At 56.1% G+C, this 25,275-nt stretch carries 24 protein-coding genes; 14 read left to right on the top strand and 10 right to left on the bottom strand.

Annotated elements, in window-relative coordinates:
- Positions 1-17: 17 nt before the first annotated feature.
- From HB631_RS18635 to HB631_RS18600, 8 genes are all read right to left on the bottom strand, one after another.
- The gene (locus HB631_RS18635; RefSeq protein WP_213992683.1) at positions 18-1,004 is read right to left on the bottom strand and encodes an aldo/keto reductase; all 987 of its coding nucleotides are present in this window, start codon (positions 1,002-1,004) and stop codon (positions 18-20) included.
- Between the two features lie 40 nt (positions 1,005-1,044).
- Positions 1,045-2,208 (bottom strand): aromatic ring-hydroxylating dioxygenase subunit alpha, encoded by a 1,164-nt coding sequence (locus tag HB631_RS18630; RefSeq protein ID WP_213992682.1) that lies wholly within the window; start codon positions 2,206-2,208, stop codon positions 1,045-1,047.
- Positions 2,209-2,264: 56 nt separating this feature from the next.
- Complete coding sequence (locus tag HB631_RS18625; RefSeq protein WP_213992681.1) at positions 2,265-3,323, bottom strand: LLM class flavin-dependent oxidoreductase; 1,059 nt, start codon at positions 3,321-3,323, stop codon at positions 2,265-2,267.
- 45 nt (positions 3,324-3,368) lie between these two features.
- The gene (locus HB631_RS18620) at positions 3,369-4,280 is read right to left on the bottom strand and encodes an amino acid ABC transporter permease (RefSeq protein ID WP_255557111.1); all 912 of its coding nucleotides are present in this window, start codon (positions 4,278-4,280) and stop codon (positions 3,369-3,371) included.
- 175 nt (positions 4,281-4,455) lie between these two features.
- Positions 4,456-5,232 (bottom strand): amino acid ABC transporter ATP-binding protein, encoded by a 777-nt coding sequence (locus HB631_RS18615; protein ID WP_213992680.1) that lies wholly within the window; start codon positions 5,230-5,232, stop codon positions 4,456-4,458.
- Positions 5,233-5,274: 42 nt separating this feature from the next.
- Positions 5,275-6,048: an SDR family oxidoreductase gene (locus HB631_RS18610; RefSeq protein WP_213992679.1), complete on the bottom strand. Its 774-nt coding sequence runs from the start codon at positions 6,046-6,048 to the stop codon at positions 5,275-5,277.
- Positions 6,048-7,697: an FAD-dependent oxidoreductase gene (locus tag HB631_RS18605; protein WP_213992678.1), complete on the bottom strand. Its 1,650-nt coding sequence runs from the start codon at positions 7,695-7,697 to the stop codon at positions 6,048-6,050. Before HB631_RS18605 ends, HB631_RS18610 begins: the two co-directional genes overlap by 1 nt.
- Positions 7,698-7,815: 118 nt before the next feature.
- Positions 7,816-8,709 (bottom strand): ABC transporter substrate-binding protein, encoded by an 894-nt coding sequence (locus tag HB631_RS18600; RefSeq protein ID WP_255557109.1) that lies wholly within the window; start codon positions 8,707-8,709, stop codon positions 7,816-7,818.
- Between the two features lie 441 nt (positions 8,710-9,150).
- Between HB631_RS18600 and HB631_RS18595 the strand changes: the two genes are divergently transcribed.
- Positions 9,151-10,341, top strand: coding sequence for a hypothetical protein (locus tag HB631_RS18595; RefSeq protein WP_213992677.1), 1,191 nt, complete (start codon positions 9,151-9,153; stop codon positions 10,339-10,341).
- 97 nt (positions 10,342-10,438) lie between these two features.
- Here the strand turns inward: HB631_RS18595 and HB631_RS18590 are convergent, their stop codons facing one another.
- Positions 10,439-10,774 (bottom strand): DUF2002 family protein, encoded by a 336-nt coding sequence (locus HB631_RS18590; RefSeq protein ID WP_213992676.1) that lies wholly within the window; start codon positions 10,772-10,774, stop codon positions 10,439-10,441.
- A 306-nt stretch (positions 10,775-11,080) separates the two neighbouring features.
- On the opposite strand from HB631_RS18590, the gene HB631_RS18585 reads away from it, so the two are divergent.
- The 8 genes from HB631_RS18585 (at position 11,081) to mprA (ending at position 17,613) form a co-directional block, all read left to right on the top strand.
- Complete coding sequence (locus HB631_RS18585; RefSeq protein WP_213992675.1) at positions 11,081-11,395, top strand: DUF883 family protein; 315 nt, start codon at positions 11,081-11,083, stop codon at positions 11,393-11,395.
- Between the two features lie 262 nt (positions 11,396-11,657).
- Positions 11,658-11,897: a glutaredoxin-like protein NrdH gene (gene nrdH, locus HB631_RS18580; RefSeq protein WP_213992674.1), complete on the top strand. Its 240-nt coding sequence runs from the start codon at positions 11,658-11,660 to the stop codon at positions 11,895-11,897.
- Positions 11,898-11,902: 5 nt separating this feature from the next.
- Positions 11,903-12,304 carry a class Ib ribonucleoside-diphosphate reductase assembly flavoprotein NrdI gene (gene nrdI, locus HB631_RS18575; protein ID WP_213992673.1) on the top strand — a complete coding sequence of 134 codons (402 nt, stop codon included), beginning with the start codon at positions 11,903-11,905 and terminating at the stop codon, positions 12,302-12,304.
- On the top strand, positions 12,286-14,436 hold the full coding sequence (gene nrdE / locus HB631_RS18570) for a class 1b ribonucleoside-diphosphate reductase subunit alpha (protein WP_213992672.1): 2,151 nt from the start codon (positions 12,286-12,288) through the stop codon (positions 14,434-14,436). Before nrdI ends, nrdE begins: the two co-directional genes overlap by 19 nt.
- Positions 14,433-15,425: a class 1b ribonucleoside-diphosphate reductase subunit beta gene (gene nrdF, locus HB631_RS18565; RefSeq protein WP_345945722.1), complete on the top strand. Its 993-nt coding sequence runs from the start codon at positions 14,433-14,435 to the stop codon at positions 15,423-15,425. Before nrdE ends, nrdF begins: the two co-directional genes overlap by 4 nt.
- Positions 15,426-15,918: 493 nt before the next feature.
- The gene (locus HB631_RS18560; protein WP_213992670.1) at positions 15,919-16,656 is read left to right on the top strand and encodes an AzlC family ABC transporter permease; all 738 of its coding nucleotides are present in this window, start codon (positions 15,919-15,921) and stop codon (positions 16,654-16,656) included.
- On the top strand, positions 16,653-16,991 hold the full coding sequence (gene ygaH / locus HB631_RS18555; RefSeq protein WP_213992669.1) for an L-valine transporter subunit YgaH: 339 nt from the start codon (positions 16,653-16,655) through the stop codon (positions 16,989-16,991). The genes HB631_RS18560 and ygaH overlap by 4 nt, the downstream gene beginning before the upstream one ends.
- A 103-nt stretch (positions 16,992-17,094) precedes the next feature.
- Positions 17,095-17,613, top strand: coding sequence for a transcriptional repressor MprA (gene mprA / locus HB631_RS18550; protein ID WP_213992668.1), 519 nt, complete (start codon positions 17,095-17,097; stop codon positions 17,611-17,613).
- A 41-nt stretch (positions 17,614-17,654) separates the two neighbouring features.
- Here mprA and HB631_RS18545 read toward each other — a convergent pair whose 3' ends face one another.
- Positions 17,655-18,710 carry a tRNA/rRNA methyltransferase gene (locus HB631_RS18545; protein WP_213992667.1) on the bottom strand — a complete coding sequence of 352 codons (1,056 nt, stop codon included), beginning with the start codon at positions 18,708-18,710 and terminating at the stop codon, positions 17,655-17,657.
- 191 nt (positions 18,711-18,901) lie between these two features.
- Between HB631_RS18545 and trxC the strand changes: the two genes are divergently transcribed.
- From trxC to HB631_RS18520, 5 genes are all read left to right on the top strand, one after another.
- Positions 18,902-19,339: a thioredoxin TrxC gene (gene trxC / locus HB631_RS18540; protein WP_213992666.1), complete on the top strand. Its 438-nt coding sequence runs from the start codon at positions 18,902-18,904 to the stop codon at positions 19,337-19,339.
- Positions 19,340-19,466: 127 nt separating this feature from the next.
- Positions 19,467-20,174: a tRNA-uridine aminocarboxypropyltransferase gene (locus HB631_RS18535; protein ID WP_213992665.1), complete on the top strand. Its 708-nt coding sequence runs from the start codon at positions 19,467-19,469 to the stop codon at positions 20,172-20,174.
- Between the two features lie 40 nt (positions 20,175-20,214).
- Entirely contained in the window at positions 20,215-22,941 is a 2,727-nt protein-coding gene (locus HB631_RS18530; RefSeq protein WP_213992664.1) for a bifunctional acetate--CoA ligase family protein/GNAT family N-acetyltransferase, read from the top strand.
- Positions 22,942-23,029: 88 nt separating this feature from the next.
- Positions 23,030-24,382, top strand: coding sequence for a CDP-diacylglycerol--serine O-phosphatidyltransferase (pssA, locus tag HB631_RS18525; protein WP_213992663.1), 1,353 nt, complete (start codon positions 23,030-23,032; stop codon positions 24,380-24,382).
- A gap of 7 nt (positions 24,383-24,389) precedes the next feature.
- On the top strand, positions 24,390-24,722 hold the full coding sequence (locus tag HB631_RS18520) for a YfiM family lipoprotein (RefSeq protein ID WP_213992662.1): 333 nt from the start codon (positions 24,390-24,392) through the stop codon (positions 24,720-24,722).
- Positions 24,723-25,275 lie beyond the last annotated feature (553 nt).

Here is a 25,275-nt window from a genome sequence, read left to right as displayed (position 1 = left end):
AAGATAAAAACACCGCCTCAGGTATGTTCAACCACCTGATGGGGAATATAGGGTGCCTCGAGGGCGGCTATTTCCTGCTCCGTCAGTACCAGTTCCGTGGCGGCGACGGCATCCGCCAAATGACTGAACGAGGTGGCGCCGATAATCGGCGCCGCCACCGACGGCTTGGTGAACAGCCAGGCCAGGGCGACCTGCGCCTGGGAAACGCCCCGCCGGGAGGCGACATCGGTCACCGCCTGGATCACTTCCCGGTCCGCCTGCTCGGTGGCGGTATAAAGAAAACGGGCGTAAGCGTCGTTAGCGCCGCGATCGGTGGCGGTGCTCTGCTGCCACGGCCGGCTGAGCCGTCCCCGCGCCAGCGGACTCCAGGGCGTGACGCCGATTCCTTCCGCCCGGCACAGGCCCATCATTTCCCGCTCCTCTTCCCGATAGAGCAGGTTGAGATGGTTTTGCATGGCGATAAACGGCGTCCAGCCGTTTTCACGCGCCACGTGCAGCGCCGTGCAAAACTGCCAGGCATACATGGACGACGCGCCGAGATAACGCACCTTACCCATCTTCACCAGGTCATGCAGTGCCTCCAGGGTCTCCTCCAGCGGCGTCTCATAGTCCCAGCGATGGATTTGGTATAAATCGATGTAATCGGTATTCAGCCGCGACAGGCTGGCATCGATTTCCGCCATAATGGCTTTGCGCGACAGTCCCTTGCCGTTCGGCCCCGGGTGCATGGGATTAAAGACCTTGCTGGTAATCACCACCTCATCGCGCCGGGCGAAATCCCGCAGGGCGCGGCCCAGGATTTCTTCACTGTGCCCTTTGGAATAGGCGTTGGCGGTATCAAAAAAATTGATGCCTAAATCCAGCGCTTTTTGAATAAACGTCCGGCTTTGCCGTTCATCCAGGGTCCAGCTGTAGCCGCTTTTTTCCGGCGCGCCGTAGGTCATGCAGCCCAGACACAGCGCGGAGACTTCCAGCCCGGATCGTCCGAGTTTTCTCATTTTCATGCTGATTACCTTTTTTATCCCGCAGGCGTTGGCCCGCACGTTAAATGCGGGTGCGAATGTAGTTCGCCAAATGCCAGACCGTGGTTTCCAAATGTCCCAGGCGTCCCGGCCCGGCCAGTTGCGATGCGCTGCCCCGCTGCTGGGCGGAATTTATCATCAGATCCTCATCAATGATGGAGAGGCTGGACGCTTTCATTTCGGCGGCGGTCTGTGCAAAAGAGGGTTGCGCGCTGGACGCCTTGGAGACCAGCACCAGGCGATGCCAGACGGTCATGTGTTTATTGATGGGCAGCAGGGTACTGATACTGAGCCGATCCGGATTGAGACCTATCAGGCAGGTGGGATAAATCAGCATCAGATGGATTTGCCGCGTATCCTCTTCACTGAAACCGGTTAAGGGAATCAGCCCTTCCGTCAGCACCTCTGACAGTTCGCCGTTTTTGCGCAGCGGCTGATGGCACAGGGTCCAGCCGGGGCCGTCTTCGCCGATATAACTCAGGCGGCCGGGAAAGCTGTCTTCCAGGGTGGTACGGTGCACCGCGGAGTGGTGATAACATTCCATAAAGGTTTCCACCGCCATTTTCCAGTTGAACGGGCAGTCGTAGTCCAGGGTATAGGCGGTATCCAGGTCAGCCACCTGGTATTTATCCAGCAGGGCATTCAGGGGCTTTAACCGCTGGGAAATGGATTCCACCTGATCTGAAAAAGTGATAAAAATCATACCGTGGACAATTTCGCTGCGGATTACCGGCAGACGGCACTGCTTGCGGTCAAAATCCGCCGCCTGATTCATATAGGGCGTGCCGATGAGATTGCCGGTGATATCGTAGGTCCAGTTATGGAACGGACAGACAAACGCTTTGCAATTTCCCTGCCCGCTGACCACCGGCGCCCAGCGGTGCAAACAGACGGCGGACATGACGCTGATGCCCTCGGCGTTGCGTACCACCACCAGCGGTTCTTTAACGATATCCAGGGTGAAATAATCCCCCAGCGCCGGAATTTGTGATACATGACCGGCGAATATCCAATCACCGCGAAATATTTTTTCCATTTCATGAGAAAAAAACGCATCACTATTATAAGCTTCCGGCGGTAACGTTTCGGCCAGGGCGGGATTTTCCCATTGCTGCCGTTTAATCTTTTCGATAATCATGGCGCAATCGTCACCGGCAACAGGTATCCGCTGTGAATATTCAGGCATGGGTTTCCCCCTTTAATAACAGAACATAATGGGTCATAAATTTAACGTAATATGGCTTAATGAATATCCACCGTGACTTTACCCAAGGCTCGCTCCAATAATGGAATGACCTCCAGGCCGAATTTTTCCAATGATTGCCTGGCGGCGGCAATGGGCATATCGCCAAACTGGAAAAAACAGTTGTAATGGGACGGATTCAATTCTTTCACTTCTTTGATAATGCGTTCGGCCACATGCTGAGCATCGCCGATAATTAAATTATCCCGGATCACCGCCGCATCCGGTTCATCGGGGAATTTAGGCGCGTGGATATAGGCGCCTTCGGTACTCATTTCCTTGCCGTGCAGCGCCGCAATCATCCGGGCCACGAACAGCGCCCGCTCGGCGGCCTCCAGGGCGGCTCTTTTACTGTCGGTGACATGAATATATTGCTGTACCGCCACCGGGGTATCCGCCGGCAGACCGGCTTCATGCCATTCCCGCCGGGCGTTGTCCACCATGGTTTTCAGCCGCGGGGAGCCGCGCCATCCGGCGGTCATGAACGAGGTAGCCTGCCAGCGTTTGAATCGTTGCAACAGCGCCGGATGGGTGGTGGTAATAAACAGCGGCGGCAGGGGCTGCTGTAACGGCCTGAGCAGAAAGTCCGTTTTGATGCGCTGCCCCTGCCAGGACAGCGTCTCGGTCTGCCCGTCCACCAATGCCGACTCGATTAAAGCCCACTTATCCAGCAGGATGGCGTTTCGCTGCTCCACGTCCATGCCATAGCGATCGAATTCGTAGGCCTGGTAGCCGCTGCCGATGCCCAACACCAGGCGACCGTCGGTCAGCCGGTCCACCAGGGCGATTTCCTGCGCCAGACGCATGGGTTCATAAAGCGGCAGGACAATCACCGCGGTGCCGAGCTTAATTCGCCGGCTGTATCCCGCCATATGCGCGGCCATTAATAACGGCGATACGCTGATGGAATAATTACTGAAATGATGTTCGGCAAACCAGGCGGTTTCAAAGCCTATTTCTTCCGCCAGGCCGACCATGCTGCGCATATCATTAATGACGCCCTGGATTCCCTCAGGGTTATCCTGGTACGACATCAAATTAAACAGTCCTAATTTCATTACCGTCCCCTGCCGCGTAATATATAATGCCGGTCCCGATGGATATCAGGTGGCCGTTTGGTGATGGCCCTTCCGGAATATTTTTTCTATTCGCCCCTGAAGCCAGCTCAATATCGTGGTGGCGAATAAATACCAAATACAGGCAACAATCAGTAACGGAATATTTTCAAAGGTCCGTGAATAAATGGATTGTGCCGAATACAATAAATCCGATAACGCAATCACGCTCACCAAAGAGGTGGTTTTCAACATCCCTATCACCTGGTTACCCGTGGGGGGAATAATAAAGGGTATGGCCTGGGGTAAAATAACCCGCCGCAGCCACAATCCTTTATTCATACCCAATGCGCGGGCCGCCTCTTGCTGCCCGTTATCCACCGAGGACATGCCCGCCCGGATGATTTCCGCCATATAGGCCGCTTCGTTTAATCCCAATCCCAATATGGCGGCGGTATAGGGGGTGATCAGATCGTTCATGCTGCCCTGGTACAGAGTAAAAACGCCGGGTATCCCGACATAGACTTCCGGGTAAAGCGCGGCCAGGTTATACCAGAAAATCAGTTGCACCAGCACCGGCGTACCGCGAAAGAACCAGATATAACCGGAACTGAAACGCGACAATAGCGGGTTGGCGGATAACCGCATCGTGGCGATAAAAATGCTAAGTACAATCGCCAACGCCATGATCACCACCGTCAGCCAAACCGTCACCCATAATCCTGACAGGATGATGGGGGAAAACAGGTAATGTCCCACGATGGACCAGCCGAAATTTTTATTCATCACCATGGAACGGATCAGTAAAATCAGCAGTAACATGCACACCGCCACCGAGATCCAGCGCCCTGGATAACGGGTGGGTATCACCACCAGGGCATCATGGGGAAAAACCTTTTCGTGCGCGGCGTCATCTAACTGGCGCTGCCGCATGTCACGGTATTGCTGATTGTCTGTCATCTCATCTCTCTTAACCGCAGAAGGATACGCCAATGGCAGCCACACACTTTAATTAATCAGTTAATTAATAATATGCACTTGCATTCTCATGCTGTCAACAAAAATCCAGTCTTAAAATTAATTTATTAATTAACAATAAATACTTTAAAAACAATGTATTATAGATACAAATTTATTAAGAAAGGTATTTTGACAAAAACGCCCTGGTTCGGGGATGCTGCGGCGATTGAAACAGTTCCCGGGGCGAGCTCTTCTCAATGATCGCGCCGTTATCCATGAAGGCGACGCTGTCCCCCACTTCCCGGGCAAACGTCATTTCATGGGTCACCACCACCATGGTCATCCCCTCTTTTGCCAAATCACGCATCACATCCAGCACCTCTCCCACCAGTTCCGGATCAAGTGCGCTGGTGGGCTCGTCAAACAGCATCAAGGTGGGTTTCATCGCCAGCGCCCGCGCGATGGCCACCCGCTGCTGCTGGCCGCCGGAAAGCTGCGAAGGGTAGGCATTCAGCCGATGGGATAAACCCACCCGGGCCAACAGCGCCTTGCCCTGCTCCAGCGCTTCATTACGCGTTATCTTACGCACCCGCAGCGGCGCCTCGATGACATTCTCCAGGGCCGTCATATGGCCGAAAAGATTAAAGCGCTGGAATACCATGCCGATCCCGGCGCGTCTACGGGCGATCTCCGCTTCCTTGAGCTCATAAAGCTTATCGCCGACCTGACGGTAACCCATTAGTTCGCCTTCAACGTACAGCGCCCCGCCGTCGATTTTCTCCAGATGGTTGATGCAGCGCAGAAAGGTGGATTTGCCGGAACCCGAAGGGCCGATCAGACATGCCACTTCTCCCCGCTGGATGCGGATATCCACCCCTTTGAGAATCTCCACGCCGTGAAATTGTTTTAACACCTGGTAAGCGGCAACCGCCGGCGTCGTATTATCGGGCATAAGGATTCCTCTTAATGGATATTATGGATAGCGATCGGCTGTTCATCGGGTCATATACCAGGTGCAAAGGCCGCCCCCGTCCACCGCCAGCATATGGCCGGTGGTGAAACCGGCGTCGGCGCTAAGCAGATAGAATACCGCCGACGCCACCTCCTGCGGCCGTCCTGCCCGGCGCAGCGGCAAGCGGGCCACTTCCTCCGCCAGCTGCGGCTCCCGCGGCTGCCAGTTTTCATCGGCGTCCCGAATGGGACCCGGGCTGACCCCATTGACCCGAATGCCGTAATCCGCCCATTCAATCGCCATTTGCCGGGTCAGGTTAACTACCGCTGCTTTACTGGGACCAAACGCGCCGGCGCCGGGATAACAACGGTGCGCCGAGGCGCCGACAATATTGACGATGCCGCCGCCCCCACGGGCGCGCATCTGTTTCGCCACTTCGGTGGCCACCACAAAACAGCCGGTGAGATTGGTGTCGATCACCTGCCGCCACCGATCGTCGCCAAGGGTCAACAGGTCGTCATGGGCAATGGCGCCGGCATTGTTCACCAGCATATGGATACCGCCAAAAACAGCGGTAATGGTCTCAATCTGTTCCGCCACCTGCCCCCGCTCGGTGATATCACCGTAATATGCCGCCGCCCGTCCGCCCATGGCGCGAATTTCCTTCAGCAGGCTTTCCCCCGCGGCCCGATCGTTTCTAAGTAGCAATGCAATATTGGCGCCAGCTTGCGCCAGCCGCAGGGCAATGGCCCGGCCGATGCCTTTCGAACCGCCGGTGATAAGGGCGGTTTTACCCGCCATCAGCGTCTTTTCCATCACTCTGTTTTCTCCGGTGAAGGGGAGACGGAATCACCGCCCCGCGCCAGGGTGCATCCGCAGATGTAACCCCAGGTCAGATTCGGCCCAAGGGTGGTGCCGGCGCCTACGCCGCGTGAACCGATAGGATTGGCCATGGCCACGCCGGCGCAATACAGACCGCGGATAATCGTGCCGTCCCGGTGTATCACCCGGCCGAATTCATCGGTGCGCGGGCCGCCCTTGGTGGCCAAAAAGCTTCGGTTGAACGGTACCGCGATAAACGGTCCGCGTGCTATTTTCATCAATCCGCCATGAAAGCGGCGATCTCCCGCCCCATGGCCGGCGGACAAATGGCGCTGGAAATCCTGGTCAACACCCTGTTCGCAACAGGCATTGAAGCGCGCCACCGTATCCTCAAGCGCCCCCGGCGGCAACCCGAGTTTGGCCGCCAGCCCGCCCAGTGTAGCGTCACGGCGAAGCCAGCCCTTGGTGCGCAAGGAAAAAGCCAGCAGCAGAGGCGCCCGCCATAGCAATCGGCTATCGGCAATCAACCAGGCGGGAAGGTGCAGCGGCAGGCCGCTTTGTTCACAACGCGTATCCAGCGCCTCGCCGAGATTGAACTGAAATTCATTGGTAAACCGCCGACCGTGACGGTTCACCAGAATGATGTTCGGCTCATATTGGAAAAACACCGACAGACCGTAAGGCCGGCCTTCATATCGGGTGGGCAGGGATCCGCTGATGGTGGCCTGATCCATATGGGCCAGCCGCGCGCCGACGGACTCGGCCATGCGATGCCCGTCACCTTCGTTGGTGCGCGGGCTGGAGATGGCGTCGAAAGGACCGGGAAAATGGGCGGCGCGGCGGCGGGCGTCCCATTCGAATCCGCCGCTGGCCAGCACCACGCCCCGGACCGCCGCTACCCGAATCAAGCGGCCGTGCTGAGCCACCCAGGCGCCGGTCACCCCCTGTACATCGTCGGTAATCAGCTCCAGCACCCGCGCAGAGGTCTCTACCCGGCAGCCGTGGGCCAAACAACCCGCCAGCAGTCCGGTAATCAGCGCCGCGCCCTTGGTCCGGGTGGCGGTCAGCCAGCGCCACGCCAACCGCGGCGCCAGTTTGGCCGCCACCCGCAGCGGATGATGATAAATATCTTCGCGGATCACTTCCTGATAGGTATAAACCTGCGGCAGCGGCGAAGGCCTGATAGGCCAGGAACCCGGGCCCAATACGGCGGCCCGCAAAGGAGCGGGGGTCACCATTCTGCCGAAAGGTTTGGCCCCGTCGAAGGCCATGAGGGGATCGGATTCCGGCGTCAATTCGAACCTTAGCGGGGTATGGTCCTCCAAAAAGGCCAGCATCTCCGGCGCACGGCGGGCGAACTGCCGCCAAAGCGGGTCTTCCGTCTCCCGCCATCCCGCCGGGGCGGTGGCGCGCAAATAGGCCAGCGCCTCTTCCGGACTGTCCGCCACCCCCTGTGCCAGGGCATGATGGTTGGCGGGCACCCACACCGCGCCGCCGGACATCGCCGACGTCCCCCCCAGGCTCGCGGCCTTTTCCATGACCAGTACCGACAGCCCGGCCACCGACGCGGCAAGAGCCGCGCTAAGGGCCGCGCTACCCGACCCCACCACCAGCACGTCGCACTCCAGGACGGCGTCGGCCATAACAGGTTCCGCCACTGAGGCTTGATTCAACTCCCACCACCCGCATCCACTGCCGGCTGTTTGGGGGTCCGGCACTGCTGCCTGATTTAACGATTGCATCGCATTCACCGCCGCCGGATCACATCGGGCGGGTAGTGAAGAGATTAATACCCGGCTGTTCCAGCTTCACCGGTTCCAAATCCCATTTCTTCATGATGCGGGCATACTCGCCGTTGCCGTACAAGACCTTCAGCGCCCCCAGCAAGGTTTGCGCCAGTTGCTGGTTATCCGGTTTCACCACAATGCCCAGATAGTATTTCGGCATTAAAGGCATGGTGACGGTACGTATCGGCCGGGGCGCCACTTTTTTGATTGCGGCGGCGGCGGCGGCGTCATTCAGGACAAAATCGATGCGGCCGGCATAAAGCGCCAGCAGCACGGCGTCCGCCGAAGGCAGCGCGGTAATTTTAATGTCCGGCTTACCGTTTTTAACACAGTTGGGAGAGAATATTTCGGTAACGGCATGCTGAAAATCGGTACCGGACTGCACGCCGACTTTCAGGCCGCAGAGGGATAACGGATCGCTCACGATGCTTTTGTTGCCGGCCAGGGTATAAACCTCATTGGTGGCATAAGCGTAATTCACGAAGGTGACCTGTTTTTCCCGTTCCAGGCTGTCGGAGATACACTCCATCGCCATATCGTAACGTCCGCTTTTCACCCCGGGAATCAATCCGTCGAAATCAATGGATGCCGGCTTAATCGCCACCCCCAGCACCTTGCCCATCGCATCCCACAAATCAGGCTCAAATCCGAGCATGGTCTTATTATCGTCGGCGAAGACTTCGCAAGGGGGGTAGTGAGCATCGGTGACCAGACTGATATAGCCCTGGTTTTTGATTTTTTCCGGCAGTTGATCGTGCAAAGTTTTATCCATGGCGAGGGGCGTGCCGTCAGCTGCGTAAACCATACTTCCCAGAGCCAAACCTGCGTATAACAACAGCGTATGGGGCAGCATAATTAGTCTTCTCATTCCTCGGAACTCCTGAAACGTCTTTACCCGGTTAACCCGATAATCAGGGCAGATCAGCCAAAATTGCGTCCTAACGCCGGTGGCCGTGACCTGGCGTCGCCCCTTAATTTAGCAACTAACGTGCCATTAATTAACTAATCAATTAATTAATTGATTAATTATGTAATCAATAGATTTGTAGCCGGTATGAGGGTTTTAGAACGTACGTTAAATGAGCTTTTAGGGTGCATTTGTTGCATTTTTTCATCAAAAAAGTGCACCTCACGCATACTAAGAGAGAGGCTTGGGCAGCACGGGAGGGAGTTACCAAAGGGCGCTATTCATTGCGCATCAGCTAAAAGGTTTCAGGGCCAAATAATAAGCTGACAAGGGCGATTTATGGAAGCCAGGGGGCGGATGGATCTTTAAGATCCTGGAAATGATACGAGCCAAGGTAAAAAAATGTTTAATGCTGTTCAAGAATCATCGGGAAACTTCATTCACTCACCCTATGATTTTTCAATAAAAAACCCGCTTTCAGAGCGGCAACCCGCTGGGCGCGCCCCTTTACTCAGAGAGCTCAAGGAGCAGGCAAAAAAGAATGTTGCCGAAAGCATTGAATACCTGTTCACCCTAGCCTGCCAAGCCAGCCCTGAAGCTGCTGTGGCTGAAAATTTCCTTTTTGATTTATATAGCGGTAAAGAGCCCGGCGATACGCTGGTTAAAGAGCAGCTCGGTAAAGACAGTCTGCGGCTTTTCACCCTGGTTCAGCAAAGAAATCAACATACGCGGCGGGAAAGTACCGATATATGGGAACTGCCGACAAAACTGTTGATTATGGCCGCGTTCGAAGCCGATAGCGGATCCGCGCAGCAGGCTGCCCTCTTTGATAAGATGCTGGATTCATCCGCGTTTTTAACATATATCAGTGAAGTGAACGAGAACACCCCCGAATCGGCTTTGGCCACAAACCGGTATATTTCCTCGGTGGAAATCAACGCCTTCTCGAGCGCGCTACAGGTTGATGATAACCTCAGGTTTTACCCCGCCGCAGACATCGCAAATGATGAAGTGACCAATGGAAACCCCCAACGCATTTTATTATCATTGGATTCTCCCGCCGTTGATTCCCCGTACATTTCATTTGGCGGAACCGGCGGCATTTCCGGCGGAATACCCGCGTCGGAGCCGGCGGCCCGCTTTATTCCATTACTTTTCCGCGATCATTGGATTCTGTTCGGCTGGTTTATCAACGCCGATAATCAAAAAGACGCGATCGTCCTGGACAGTTTGCGTTATTTAAATCCAAACGAGAAAAATTTTTTGGTCAATCTTGCCCATCATTGCGGGGTGAGACAGGAGCGCGCGGTGACTTTTATCGAAGAGGATTTACAAGAAAATGCACCCAATGCCTGTGGTCTTTTTGTCGCTAAAGCCATGGAAAGCCTTTGCAAAGACTCTCAGAAAAGTTTGTGTAGAGATTCTCACCGGCGGGTCGGGATAGTCTACCCCACGGAAACGCTCAGAAACTTTGCCGAACAATTCGCCTTGAACGACATTCAAGAGCAGCGTCTGTTTAATCACCATGGACGCGCCGAGCTGTATGCCGTAACGGCGCAATCCGTTAAAGAGCAGGAACCATACTTACGTTAAACATAACAACGGCCGCGCCCGGGACCGAAATCCTCTGATCTTCCTGCGACGAAAACGACGGTCAGGTAGGGCAATGGGCGAACTCACGCCCGTGGGTTCAATTAAACATCTTTTTCAAATAATGATTTAATGACGCCCGGGAGCTGAAGCCGTGGGGGATACCGTAATGACTGTCCGGCGTACCCTCGGGGTCGGCGGGGAAAGCACGGTAACTGTCGCTGGAGCGCACCGGATCCGCCGGGGCGGCGAACAGGCTGCTTTTGTCCCGCAACGAGGGATGCACCACCAGAGCGGTTCTGCCCATTTTCGCTTCCCTATTCACATAGACATAGTGGTGTCCTTTGCGATAACCATAGCATTGCCGGGTAATATAATCTCTTTCGAAACCGGCGTTTTCCAGTACGCGAGCGACTTCATCGGGTCTTAAATACATGGTTCGTCCTCTCTTCAGTCTGGGTGAAGTGAAGCTGCTAATGTAATCAGTTACAGGGCCCGCCTGTAGACGTCCGGCGCTTTTTCGGAATATTCCAAATAGGGGATGATTCCTGCCGCTCCCCTTCCCCCGCTTCGCCTGCAAAGGCCTGACAGGCCGCTCGTTTCGCCTGTCCGCCGCTCGTGGGACGCAACACTGAAACGTCGTTTATACATCGGCCATCATGCGTGGAACCAGCGGTCCGCCAGCAAGAAGCGACTGAATGTACTAAAGTTAAAGCACTCTATAACCGAAAAGGAGAAACACATGTTTACGAACGCTGAAAAAGACGACATACAACGAGATATCAAAGACGATGTTTCTCTGCTGGCCGACACTTTGGATGAATTGCTCAGCACTTCTGAAAAAACGACGCAAGAACAATTGGACGCGTTGCGCAGTAAAGCCAAAGGCATACTGAAAGACACGCGCGCCCGCGTCAACGGTACCAGCCGCATCGGCCAGTATGCTCGGGATACCGCGATTCAGACCAAAAACTACGTAGTTGAAAAACCCTGGCAGAGCCTGGGCATCACCACCGCGGTGGGCATTGTTCTTGGCGTACTGTTGTCCCGCCGTTAAATTTAATGCCCGGCGGGTGAGAACCCCACCCTGCCATGGCATAGTAGTGCCGCGCAAGTGTATCGGCAGTCTGACCGCTCTTCCCGAAGAGCGGTTTTTTTATGCCGCAATCCCCCTGAAGCCTTTCCTCATTAACACCATATATTGCGTGGTTGATAAAAACAATATCTACATATAGTATTAACTACAGGTTTCCACTACCACCCGTACCGCATCATACACCATCGGGATCTTTTACCCAAACACAAGGTAAATGCGAATCATGAGCATTGTTATTTACACAAAACCGGATTGTGTCCAATGTCACGCCACCTGCCGCGCCCTGGACAGCAAAGGTATTCAATATCGGAAAGTGGATATTTTAAAGGATCAACAGGCCTTGGATTATGTCCGTTCATTGGGTTTTCAGCAGGTGCCGGTGGTGGAAACCGCCGGCGATAGCTGGAGCGGCTTCCGGCCGGACAAGATCGGTGCATTGGCCGCCGCGGCCATGGCGTCGTAAACGTTATGACCTCCCTGGTTTATTTTTCCAGCAGCTCTGAGAATACGCACCGGTTCGTCGGCAAGGTCTCCCTGCCCAATCAGCGTATTCCCTTGGCAACCTCACAGCGGCTGCGGGTGGACTGCCCCTATATCCTCATTACGCCCAGCTATGGCGGCGGCAGCGTACACGGGGCGGTACCGCCACAGGTGATCCGTTTTCTCAATGATGCAACCAATCGTTCCTGGCTGCGCGGCGTGATCGGCGCCGGCAACCGGAATTTTGGCGCGGCGTTCTGTCTGGCGGGCGATATTATCGCCAAGAAATGTCAGGTTCCCTTTCTTTATCGTTTTGAATTATTGGGAACAGCGGAAGACGTGCGGCAGGTACGTGAAGGAGTGACCGAATTTTGGCAACGACAGAACTGAACATTATCCGTCCGGGCCCAGACCTGGCGGATTATCATGCATTGAACGCCCTGTTGAACCTGTATGACGCGGAAGGCCATATCCAATTTGATAAAGACCGCCAGGCCATCGAGTGTTATTACCGGCAGCACGTGGTGCCCAACAGCCGGCAATTTCCGTCTCTTGCGGCCCGACTACAGGCTCTGGTGGAGGAGGGCTATTACGAAGCCGGGGTGCTGGCGCCCTACTCCGCTGAATTTCTCGACCGCCTGTTCCGGCAGGCGGATGCGCACCATTTCCGTTTCCAGACCTTTATGGGCGCCCTGAAATTTTACACCGGTTATGCCCTGAAGACCTTTGATGGCCGGCACTATCTTGAGCGTTACGAAGACCGGGTCTGCATGGTGGCCCTGACCCTGGCGGCCGGCGATAGCGCCCTGGCCGTCCGCCTGATGGACGAGATGATGACCGGCCGCTTCCAGCCGGCCACGCCGACCTTTCTCAACTGCGGCAAACAGCAGCGGGGAGAGTATGTATCCTGCTTCCTGCTGCGCATCGAAGACAATATGGAATCCATCGGCCGCTCGGTCAACGCGGCGCTGCAGCTCTCGAAACGCGGCGGCGGCGTGGCGTTTATGCTCACCAACCTGCGGGAAGCGGGCGCGCCCATCAAGCGCATTGAAAACCAGTCCTCAGGCGTCATCCCGGTGATGAAAATGCTGGAAGACGCGTTTTCCTACGCCAACCAGCTGGGTGCGCGCCAAGGCGCAGGCGCGGTCTATCTCCATGCCCATCACCCCGATATCATGCGTTTTCTCGATACCAAGCGGGAAAACGCCGATGAAAAAATCCGCATCAAGACCCTGTCCCTGGGCGTGGTCATTCCCGATATCACCTTTGAGCTGGCGCGGGACAACCGGCCGATGTATCTGTTTTCCCCCTACGATGTGGAGCGGGTCTACGGAGAGCCTTTTTCCCAGTTGAATATCAGCGAGAAATACCATGAGATGGCGGCGGACAGCCGCATCCGTAAAACCGCCTTCAACGCCCGGCAGTTTTTCCAGACCCTGGCGGAAATCCAGTTCGAATCCGGCTATCCCTATATGGTATTCGAGGATACGGTTAACCGAGCCAATCCCATCGCCGGCCGAATCAATATGAGCAACCTGTGTTCGGAGATCCTGCAGGTCAACAGCGCCACCCTCTATAATGAGGACTTAAGCTATCGCGAGGTGGGCAAGGATATTTCCTGCAATCTGGGTTCACTGAATATTGCCCGCACCATGGATTCACCGGATTTCGGCAATACGGTGGAAACCGCCATCCGCGCATTGACCGCGGTATCGGATATGAGCCGGATCAATTCGGTTCCCTCCATTGTCAAAGGCAATGACGAATCCCATGCCATTGGTCTCGGGCAGATGAACCTGCACGGTTACCTGGCGCGCGAGCATATTTATTACGGTTCCGAAGAAGGGATTGATTTTACCAACATCTATTTCTATACCGTCACCTATCATGCCTTGCGAGCCTCCAACCGGCTGGCCATGGAGCGGGGCACGTCATTCAGCGGCTTTGCCGGTTCCCGTTATGCTTCCGGCGAGTATTTCCGACCCTACCTGGAGCAGATTTGGCAACCGCAAACCGAAAGGGTGCGGCGGCTATTCGCCGACGCCGGTATCCGCCTGCCCGGCCGCGATGACTGGCTGGCCCTGCGTGAATCGGTCATGGCGCACGGGCTGTACAACCAGAATCTGCAGGCGGTGCCGCCCACGGGCTCCATTTCCTACATCAACCACTCCACCTCCAGCATTCATCCGATAGTGTCCCCCATCGAGATTCGCAAAGAGGGCAAAACCGGGCGGGTTTATTATCCGGCCCCTTATCTGGACAACGACAATCTGCAATATTACCAAGACGCCTATGAGATAGGGCCGGAAAAGATTATCGATACCTACGCCGCCGCCACCCGGCATGTGGACCAGGGCCTGTCGCTGACGCTGTTTTTCCGGGATACCGCCACCACCCGGGATATCAATAAAGCGCAGATTTATGCCTGGAAAAAAGGCATCAAGACCCTGTATTACATCCGAATCCGTCAACTGGCGCTGGAGGGGACGGAAGTCGCCGGCTGCGTCTCCTGCGCACTGTGAACCAAGGACCCCCTGCCATGACAACAGCTCACCCAATGCGCCCCCTTAAGGCGGTCAACTGGAATCGCCTGGAGGACGATAAAGATTTGGAAGTCTGGAATCGTTTAACCGCCAATTTCTGGCTGCCGGAAAAGCTCCCGCTGTCCAATGATGTGACCTCGTGGGGAACATTATCCGCCCTGGAGCAACAGCTGACCATCAGGGTATTTACCGGTCTGACCCTGCTGGACACGGTGCAAAATACCGTCGGCGCGCCGGCCCTGATGGCGGATGCGGCCACTCCCCATGAAGAAGCGGTTTTTTCGAATATCAGCTTTATGGAAGCAGTGCATGCGCGGTCTTACAGTTCGATATTTTCCACGCTGTGTCCGATGGCGGACGTGGATGCCGCCTACCGCTGGAGCGAGCAAAACCGCGCGCTGCAAAACAAAGCGGCCATTATCGAGAAATATTATCGCCAGGACGATCCGCTGGCGAAAAAAATTGCCAGCGTCTTTCTGGAATCCTTCCTGTTTTATTCAGGTTTTTATCTGCCCATGTATTATTCCAGCCGGGCAAAGCTCACCAATACCGCCGACCTTATCCGTCTTATTATCCGTGATGAAGCGGTACACGGTTATTATATAGGTTATAAATTCCAGCGGGGGCTGGAACAATGCGATGGGGCGCGGCGGGAATTCATCAAGGCTTTCGCCTATGACCTGTTGCAGGATCTGTACGAGAATGAGCTGGTCTACAGCGCGGAATTATATGACGGCGTCGGCTGGACCGAGGATGTAAAGGCCTTTCTCCATTACAACGCCAATAAGGCGCTGATGAATCTGGGTTATGAGGCGCTGTTCCCGGCGTCCATGACCGCGGTCAATCCGGCTATTTTATCCGCCCTGTCGCCCAATGCCGACGAAAACCATGACTTTTTCTCCGGCTCCGGCTCCTCTTATGTCATGGGACGGGCGGTAAATACCGAAGACGAGGACTGGGCATTCTGAAACCGGTCCGGCCGAGTGCCTCATGGCACGCCAGGCCCGCTTACACGGATCTGAACCCGGCGTGTTAAAGGGAGACCGTGCCGGTGGGGTCGAAGCAGGCGTGGTTTTTCCGCCTGCCCGAGTGCCCCACGGCGTGGTAGGCCCGCTTACACGGATCTGAACCCGGCGTGTTAAAGGGAGAGCGCGCCAATGAGGTCGAAGCGGGCGTGGTTTTTCCGCCCGCCCGAGCGCCTCATGGCACGCCAGGCCCGCTTACACGGATCTGAACCCGGCGTGCTAAAGGGAGAGCGCGCCAAGGCCGGGTCGAAGCGGGCGTGGTTTTTCCGCCTGCCAAAGTAGCCGCCCTGCCGTCATCTGCCTTTGGTCTGACAACAAGCACGTTCGCCCCTCGTAATTTCGCCGCGGATCGGGAATAATCTTTTCCATTTTCTATCCGGATTTTCCCGCGCGCTTCGTCGCGGGATGCGGATTAAGAACCGAGAAAAACGCGTATATGGAAAATCCGCATAACCGCCCGCCGTTGCCGAAGGCGACTTTCGGCGAAGGCATTTTCGACAGCCTGCCCATTGTTATCGGCTATGTGCCGGTGGCGTTCGCTTTCGGCATGAACGCCGTCAAACTGGGTTTCACCCCGCTGGAAGGCATATTTCTCTCCTGCGTTATCTACGCCGGCGCCAGCCAGTTCGTCATCACCACCCTGCTGAGCGCCGGCATGTCCATCTGGGTCGCGGCCTTAACGGTCATGGCGATGGATGTGCGGCATCTGTTGTACGGGCCGGCGCTGCGCCACCATATCCAGGGCGGCCTGGCGCGCCGCAAGACCGCCTTATGGGCCTTCGGACTGACCGACGAGGTCTTTTCGGCGGCCATTGCCAAATTAATCAAAGACAACCGGCGCTGGTCGGAAAACTGGATGATAAGCGTCGCGGCATGCTCGTGGGTTTCCTGGGTGCTGGGAACCGCCGCCGGCGCGCTGTGCGGCAACGGCCCGCTAAATGCCTATCCGGCGCTGGAAGCGGCATTGACCTTTATGCTGCCCGCGTTATTCCTCAGTTTCCTGCTGGCGGCCTTCCAGCGGCGTCAGGCCCTGGTACTGACGGCCGCCTTGACCGGCGCGCTGGCGGGCCTGCTGCTGCTGTCGATTCCCATGGCGATACTGGCGGGCATCGGCGGCGGCTGCCTCGCCGCCCTGGTGGGCCCGGGGAAAACAGCCGCCATGGAGCACCCATGAGCCATACCATCATCGTTATCGGTTTGGTTGTCGGCCTGGCCAACTACCTGTTCCGCTATCTTCCCCTGCGTCTGGGGGAGGGCGCAGGCAAGCGCGAACATCACCCCGGCCGCTGGATAGGCCGAATATTGGACGGCATCGGCATCGCCTCGATTTGCGCCCTGCTGGTGGTTTCAAGCGTACCGGATGTCCTGCGCGACTCACATAAGTTAGTGCCCACTTTATGCGGATTTGCGCTGCTGATAGCGCTGTTTTATAAAACCCGCAGTATCGTCCTTGCCACCCTGGCCGGGGCGCTGTGCTATGGACTGGTGTTTAAACTGTTGCCATTATGACGGCGGATATACATAGGTTACTTATTTTTTTATGTAGAAAATATATACACCGGTGATTACATTAGTTACTATACCTCCAGTAACTAATGAGGTGATTACTATTATGGAAAGTTCCTTCACGCCCATTGAACACATGTTAACCCAACGCGCCCAACGTCGGGCCGGTTTTCCTTTTCAGGAAATTTTGCTGACCCGCCTGTGTATGCATATGCAGGGAAAGCTGCTGGAAAACCGCAATCGCATGCTTAAAGCCCAGGGAATCAACGAAACGCTGTTTATGGCGCTGCTTACCCTGGAGTCCCAGGACAATTTCAGCATTCAACCTTCTGAACTCAGTTCAGCACTGGGATCCTCGCGCACCAATGCCACCCGTATCGCCGACGAGCTGGAAAAGCGCGGCTGGATTGAACGCAAGGAGAGCGAAAGCGATCGCCGCTGCCTGCATTTGCATCTCACAGATGCCGGGGAAGCTTTCCTGAACAGCTTATTACCGCCGCAGCATAAAAGTTTGATGGCGTTGTGGTCGACATTGACCGGCGAAGAGAAGCAGCAGCTTGAAGCGGTCACCCGCAAGCTGTTGGATAAACTGGATGAATTGCTGGTTGAAAATAACCCCACCTGATGGGCGGGGTTATCTAAAAGACGGGCCGGTTTGCCGGTGTTTCAAAGATGCTGCCGCCACCACTCCGCCAGCAAAATCCCGGCGGCCACCGAGACGTTCAGACCGCCGACCCGGCCGGTGCCGCCGATGGACACCGACAGATCACCTGCTATCGCAGTCACATCGGACTGACCGTTGCCTTCCTGGCCCAGCACCAAGACCATTTTTTCCGGCAGGGTTACCGAGGTCAGCGGGCTGCCTTGTCGGCCGGAGTTGATGACGACGGTATAACCCGCCAGGCGAAAACGGTCCAAATCATCCGGCAAATTATCGGTCTGGATAGCGCTGATATGTTCCGCGCCGCCTTCAGCGGTACGAATCGCGGCACCGGACTCCAGCGCCGCGCTGTCATCCACTATCACCCCTTTGACGCCGAAATGCGCGCAACTGCGCAATATGGCGCCGAGGTTATGGGGATTGGACACGTCTTCCAATGCCATAACGCAGTCCTTCTCCACCGCCACCGACTGTTGCAGGTAGGATTCGGCATCCAGGCCGGTACGTTTTTTAATCAGGAAACACACGCCGCCGTGATGCTCAGTGCCGGATGCCTTGGCCAGCTCTTCATCATCAACCACGTGATAGGCTTTACGATTGGCGGCCATCCAGCGCAGCGCATCGCGAAAACGCGGTGTGACGGATTGCACGAACCAGGCGCGGACAATAGACTCAGGACGGCTTTTGTACAAAGCCTGGCAGGCATTCTCACCGTAAACGCGGGTTTCTTCCGCGCGCTGGCGCCGCAATTGCTCGGGATCGATCAGGCTTTTTCCGCTGATACCGCCGTGATCGGCCACCAACGGTTCATCCTCGGTTTGATAATGAGTTTTCCAAGGCGAATCAGGCATGGCGGCGGGTTTATCCCGGCGGCTTCCCCCATCGTCCGGTCTATCATGGCGGGGACGCCCCTCGCCGCGACGCGGCGCTTCCCCTCGCTTATTGGTACTGTCGCGGCCTTGCGGCGCAGAGCGCGCGGGACGACGAGGCGCTTCCTCTTCATCTTTACGCACGTACATGACACGGACTTTATTGTTTTTACCCTTCAGCGAATCGCTCATTTGTTTCTCCACCCGAGTGCTGGGCGCGAAGATTACCTGATCTCGTTCTTTTTAGCTACCGAGTCGGCGTTAAAGCCGGCAACTATCAAAGCCATCGGGTAAATCATTTTGTCACCCGCCCGGTCTTTCACCATACTTGAGATCATTGCTCAGATAAAGAGCGGCTATGGACCGCTCCACGAGGTTAAAATATGAATACCGTATGCCCATCATGCCTGGCCACCAATCGCCTGCCGGAAGAAAAAGCCAACGACGGCGCCAAATGCGGCCGCTGCGGCGAAGCGCTATTGGATGGTAAAGTCACCCACGCCACCACCCAGACCCTGGACAAATTGCTGCAGGACGATCTGCCGGTCGTGGTGGATTTCTGGGCGCCCTGGTGCGGTCCCTGCGTCGGTTTTGCTCCGGTTTATGAGACCGTGGCAAATGAACGCCGTGGCAAAGTGCGATTCCTCAAAGTCAACACCGAGGCCGAACCGCAGCTGGCCGCCCGCTTCAAGATCCGCAGCATTCCCACCATCATGGTCTTCAAACAGGGCCAAATGGTGGATTCCTTGCATGGCGCCATGCCCAAAGGGCCGTTTGAAGAGTGGCTCGACGAAGGCCTCTCGATCCAAAACGCCTCTTGAGCCACCTCAATCCCTCCAATCCGCCGCCGGGGAGACATTCCCGGCATGCGCCTGATGACACTGACTGAAAAAAATTACCGCCTTTCGCCGCCGGTCCGGTAAACTCTCTCTTTTTATTGAGCACGCTATGACACAAAATGCCGTACTGGCCTTGCGTCAATACCGCCTTGCACTCGCCACCAGGCCTTTTCGCGCACGCGGATGCCGGGTGATACGCTGTGAAGACTGCCTGCTGCCGCTTCCCCTTTGCCTGTGCGATCATATCACGCCCCGCGTGGCCCTGAGCCGGTTTTGTCTGATCATGTTTGATTCAGAGCCATTGAAACCCAGTAACACCGGACGATTAATTGCGGATATCCTGCCGGACACCCAGGCGTTTCTCTGGTCCCGCACCGAACCGGCGCCGGCGCTGCTGGCGGCGGTGAATGACAATGAACGCCAGCCCTATGTGGTTTTCCCGGCCCGGCACGTCCCCGCCGGCCGGCAGGTACTGAATAAAATCGACCCGATGGCGAAACCGCCGCTGTTCATTATGCTGGACGGCACCTGGCCGGAAGCGGGAAAAATGTTTCGCAAGAGTCCCTATTTGTCAAACTTCCCGGTTTTATCCCTGGATTTGCACACCCTCTCCGCCTATCGGCTGCGGGAATCCCACGGCGACGGGCACCACTGCACCGCCGAGGTGGCCGCCACCCTTTTGTATCAGGCCGGGGATAACGCGGCGGCGGAAGCTCTGGCGGATCATTTCGCCTTATTCCGCAACCGTTACCTGGCGGGTAAATCGCACCACAATACACTGCAAATTCCTCGCGCCATCACAACACCCCTGCCCTAAAAACGCATACACTTAGCCAGTGCGCCGGAAGGGGAATCGAATGAGTCAACGAGGATTGGACGCGCTGCTCAGGCCTAAATCCATTGCCGTACTGGGGGCGTCGGATACGCCGGGCCGGGCGGGCTACCTGATGATGCGTAATTTGCTGGCCGGTGGATTCGGCGGCCCGGTGCTGCCGGTTACGCCGCGATATTCCGCGGTTTGCGGGGTATTAAGTTATCCCGATGTCGCCAGCCTGCCGTTAATACCGGATCTGGCGGTAATCTGTACCCACGCCCGCCGTAATCCCGGCCTGCTGGATGAGCTGGGGCGTCACGGCTGCAAAACCGTGATTATCCTGTCCTCGCCCACGGGCCAGTTCGCCGAATTGAAGGCCTGCGCCCAGCGATACGGCGTGCGTTTGCTCGGCCCCAACAGCCTCGGCCTGGTCTCTCCCTGGCAAGGGCTTAACGTCAGCTTTTCCCCGGTACCCATACATATCCACAAAGGCAAACTGGCCTTTATTTCACAATCCGCCGCGGTGGCCAACACCATCATGGACTGGGCGCAGCAGCGGGAAATCGGCTTTTCCTACTTTATCGCCCTTGGCGATAGCATCGATATCGATGTGGACGATGTGCTGGACTTTCTGGCACGGGACGGCAAAACCAGCGCGATACTGCTGCATCTGGAACACCTGAGCGACGCGCGACGCTTTTTATCCGCCGCCCGCGGCGCGGCGCGCAATAAACCCATACTGGTGATCAAAAGCGGCCGCACGCCGCAGGCGCAGCGGCTGTTGAATTACCCTCAGGGCCGGGATGCCGCCTATGATGCCGCCATACAGCGCGCCGGGATGCTAAGGGTGCGGGATACCCATGAGTTGTTTTCGGCGGTGGAAACCTTGAGCCATATGCGCCCGCTGCGGGGCGAGCGCCTGATGATAGTGAGCAACGGCATCGCGCCGGCGGCGTTGGCGCTGGATGAGCTTCTTAGCCGTCACGGCAAGCTGGCCACCTTGAGTCCCGCCACCCGTCAGGCGTTGCAAAGCGTATTGCCGCCGGAGGTGGCGGCCGCCAATCCCCTGGATCTACGGGACGATGCCGACCCGGCCCGCTACCGGGCGGCATTGTCGTCCCTATTGGACAGCCGGGATTATGATGCGGTGCTGATTCTCCATGCCCCCAGCGCCGTCTCCCCCAGCAGTGAAACCGCGCAGCGGGTTATCGAGCTGTTCAAGCAGCATCCCCGCGGCAAACAGGTTACCGTACTCACCAACTGGAGCGGTGAATTTTCCTCCCGTGACGCCAGGCGCTATTTTACCGAGGCGGGGCTCCCCACTTACCGTACGCCTGAAGGGTCGGTTACCGCGTTTATGCATATGGCGGAATATCGGCGCAACCAGAAGCAGCTTATGGAAACCCCGGCACTGCCGGTCAGCCTGGCGGCGGATACCGCACGGGCCCATGAGTTGATTCGCCAGGCGCTGGATGAAGGCGTTTTTCATCTGGCCACCCATGAAATCCGGCCGATTGTCGAGACCTACGGCATCGCCACCCTACCCACCTGGATTGCCGGCAACAGCGCCGAGGCGGTAGCTATCGCAGATAAAATAGGGTATCCCGTGGCGCTTAAATTACGTTCGCCGGATATCGCCCATAAGTCAGACGTTCAGGGCGTCATGCTTTCCCTGCGCAACGCCCGTGAAGTGGAACAGGCGGCCAATGCCATGACGGAACGGGTCGCACAGGCTTATCCGCAGGCGCGTATTGACGGTATGCTGGTGCAAAGCATGGCCAACCGCGCCGGCACCCAGGAGCTGCGGATCCTGGTGGAGCAGGATCCGGTTTTCGGTCCGCTGATCCTGATGGGGGAAAGTGAAAGCGAATGGCGCCAGGCGGATCAGATGGCGGTGGGGTTACCGCCCCTGAATATGGCCCTGGCGCATAATATGGTATTGCAAGGGCTGAAAAAGGGCGCTATTCGCGACCGCCGGCCGCTCTACCCGCTGGATGTCGCCGCTTTGAGCCAGCTGCTGGTGAAAATATCCACGCTCCTGCTGGATTGCCCCGAGATCGTTCATCTCGATATACACCCCTTACTGGCCTGCGGCGGCGATATGACTCTGCTGGATGTCAGCCTGACCCTGGCGGAATGCCGCGGCGATCCGGAAGCGCGCCTGGCCATCCGCCCCTATCCGCAAAAACTTGAATCCACCATTCTCCTGAAAAACGGCGAGCGCTGCCTGCTCAGGCCTATCCTGCCGGAAGACGAGCCTCTGCTGAAACAGTTCATCGGCCAGGTCACGCCGGAAGACCTTTATTACCGCTACTTCAGCGAGATCGCTGAATTTACCCATGAAGATTTGGCTTACATGACGCAAATCGACTACGATCGTGAAATGGCTTTTGTCGCGGTAAGACGCCACGGACTCGAATCCACCATCATCGGCGTGACCCGGGTTATCGCCGATGCGGATAATATCAACGCCGAATTCGCGGTGCTGGTGAGATCCGATTTAAAAAAACTGGGGTTGGGGCGTTTGCTGCTGGAAAAAATGATCGCCTACGCCCGTGAGCATGGGCTCGAGCATTTAACCGCCGTCACCATGCCCGGCAACCAGGGAATGCTCACCCTGGCGAAAAAACTCGGGTTTACCGTCGAGCTGCAGATGGAGGACGGTATTGCCGCTTTATCGCTGCGGTTGAAAGCCGAATCTTCTGCCGCGGTGGGTAAAATTACCTCAAGGGCTAATCAACCTGCGGCGAAACATGGCCACAACGGCTAAAAGTAATGTTATTATGGCCGATTCCGCATAATTATGTTTTGCATATGGTCATTCCACCATACGATGACAAGAGAAGAAGCGCACTGTGATGTTGTCAAACTTTAGACGTACCAAACACCAACAACACCTTGCACAACTGCCCAAAATTCCCCAGACGGTTGAAGATGTAAAAACGATTTTCAGTCCAGAAGAATTCCGTGACGCCTTGCTGAATGCCATCGAAGGGGCTCGGCGGCGTATTTATCTGGTGGCGCTCTACCTTGAACAAGATGAAGGGGGCGATGCCGTGCTCTCCGCCCTATACCGGGCCAAGCAACTCTATCCGGATCTCGAGGTCTGCGTCTTGGTGGATTGGCATCGGGCACAGCGCGGGCGCATCGGCGTCGCGGCGGTGAACACCAATGCCGATTGGTATTGCCGCATGGCGAAAGAACATCCCGATATTTCGGTACCGATATTCGGCGTACCGGTAAACACCCGTGAAGCCTTGGGTGTGCTGCATTTAAAAGGTTTTATCATTGATGATACCGTCATTTACAGCGGCGCCAGTCTCAATGACGTATATCTGCATCAGTTGGACAAATACCGCTACGATCGCTATCAGGTGATTCACAATCCGGCCCTGGCCGACTGCATGCTGGATTATCTAAAACAGCGATTAACCGCCCCCGCCGTCAATCGCCTGGATAATCCCGATCGGCCTAAAAGCATCGAAATTCGCAACGAGACCCGACTGTTCCGCCAATCCCTGCGGGAGGCATCCTATTCCTACCCGGATACGGCGCCCTACGAACAGCTGACCGTCACCCCGCTGGTGGGCCTCGGTAAGCGAAGTCCGCTGAACAAGACCATCCACCATTTGATGTCCAGTACCAACAGCAAGATCATAATGTGCACGCCATATTTTAATATGCCTGCCTTATTGGTCAGAAACATTATCTCTCTGCTGCGCCAAAACAAGCAGGTGGAAATCATCGTCGGCGATAAAACCGCCAATGATTTTTATATCCCGGAAGATCAGCCTTTTAAGATTATCGGCGCGCTGCCTTATCTGTATGAAATCAATTTGCGTCGCTTCCTGAGCCGCTTGCAGCGTTATGTTGATAATGGCCAACTGGTGGTGCGGTTATGGAAAGACGGTGACAACAGCTACCATCTGAAAGGAATGTGGGTCGACAATGAATGGCAATTGCTCACCGGCAATAATCTCAATCCCCGTGCGTGGCGATTGGATTTGGAGAATGCCCTGCTGATTCACGATCCAAAGCAATCATTGCAGGAGCAGCGGGAGCATGAACTGCGACTGATCCGCACCCATACCCATGTCATCACGCATTTTACCCAATTGGACAGAATCGGTGATTACCCGGTAAAAGTGCGTAAATTGATTCGCCGGTTGCGGCGTATCCGTATCGATCGCTTAATCAGCCGGATCCTCTAAAACGCCAATGAGACGGGCGTGGAGGATATTGGTTTTGCTACCGTTGATGGGATGCAGTGCCTGCGCCCATATGGCGCAGGATAATTGGACCGGGCGTGATAAAGCGGCGCATTTTGTTTCCTCCGCCGCCCTTGCCATGGCGGGCAGCGCCGTTGCGGAGCACCAAAACGCCTCGCCGGCCCGCAGCCGCAATATCGGCTTTGCCTTTTCCATTTCCCTTGGCGCCGCAAAAGAAGGCTTCGACAGCCGCGCCACCGGCAGCGGATGGAGCTGGAAAGACTTTGCCTGGGATGTGGCTGGCGCAACCGCAGGCTATAGTCTTTATTCTCTTAGCGATTAAATAACCGGTGCGGATATTGATATTATTGTTAATTGCTATAGCGCATCTCCCCAGGGTATCAAGCAGCATATTGTAGATTTCTTTACCTGCGGCCGTGAACGTAAAAGGCGTATTGAATACTATGATCTGTTTGCGCGCCCGTTGACTTCCCCCTTTTCCTAGGCATCAACAGCCGAAAACGCTTTTACAATCCCGGAAATACTCATCATTGAATTCGAGGGGTATACCGTCACATTCACCCAGCCGGGAGTGCACCGTCATGAAACAGGTTCGGTCACCATTGAGCTGCGCAAAGGCTTGCACCTGTTTGAGGCAATGGTCAGGGAGTTTTGGCTTAGCCACATCTGCAACGCATTGCTGATACGGCAGCGGTTAAATCTTTCTTATTCAGCCATTACCCTTACGAAAGGTAAGATGATAGATATGTTAAAAGTCGACCTGCGCGGGGTTGACCTGATGGGGGCTGACCTGAGAGGCGCTGACTTAAGTGGGACTGACTTGCGCGGGAATGCCCGGCGCACATGAAAAAGCCCTCTGTTTTCACAGAGGGCTC

Origin of the sequence: Sodalis sp. dw_96, assembly GCF_018449575.1 — a bacterium.
In the GTDB taxonomy this organism is placed as follows: Bacteria; Pseudomonadota; Gammaproteobacteria; order Enterobacterales; family Enterobacteriaceae; genus Acerihabitans.
Note: the sequence above shows the minus strand (reverse complement) of the source record. Positions and strands in the feature narration are given on the sequence as shown.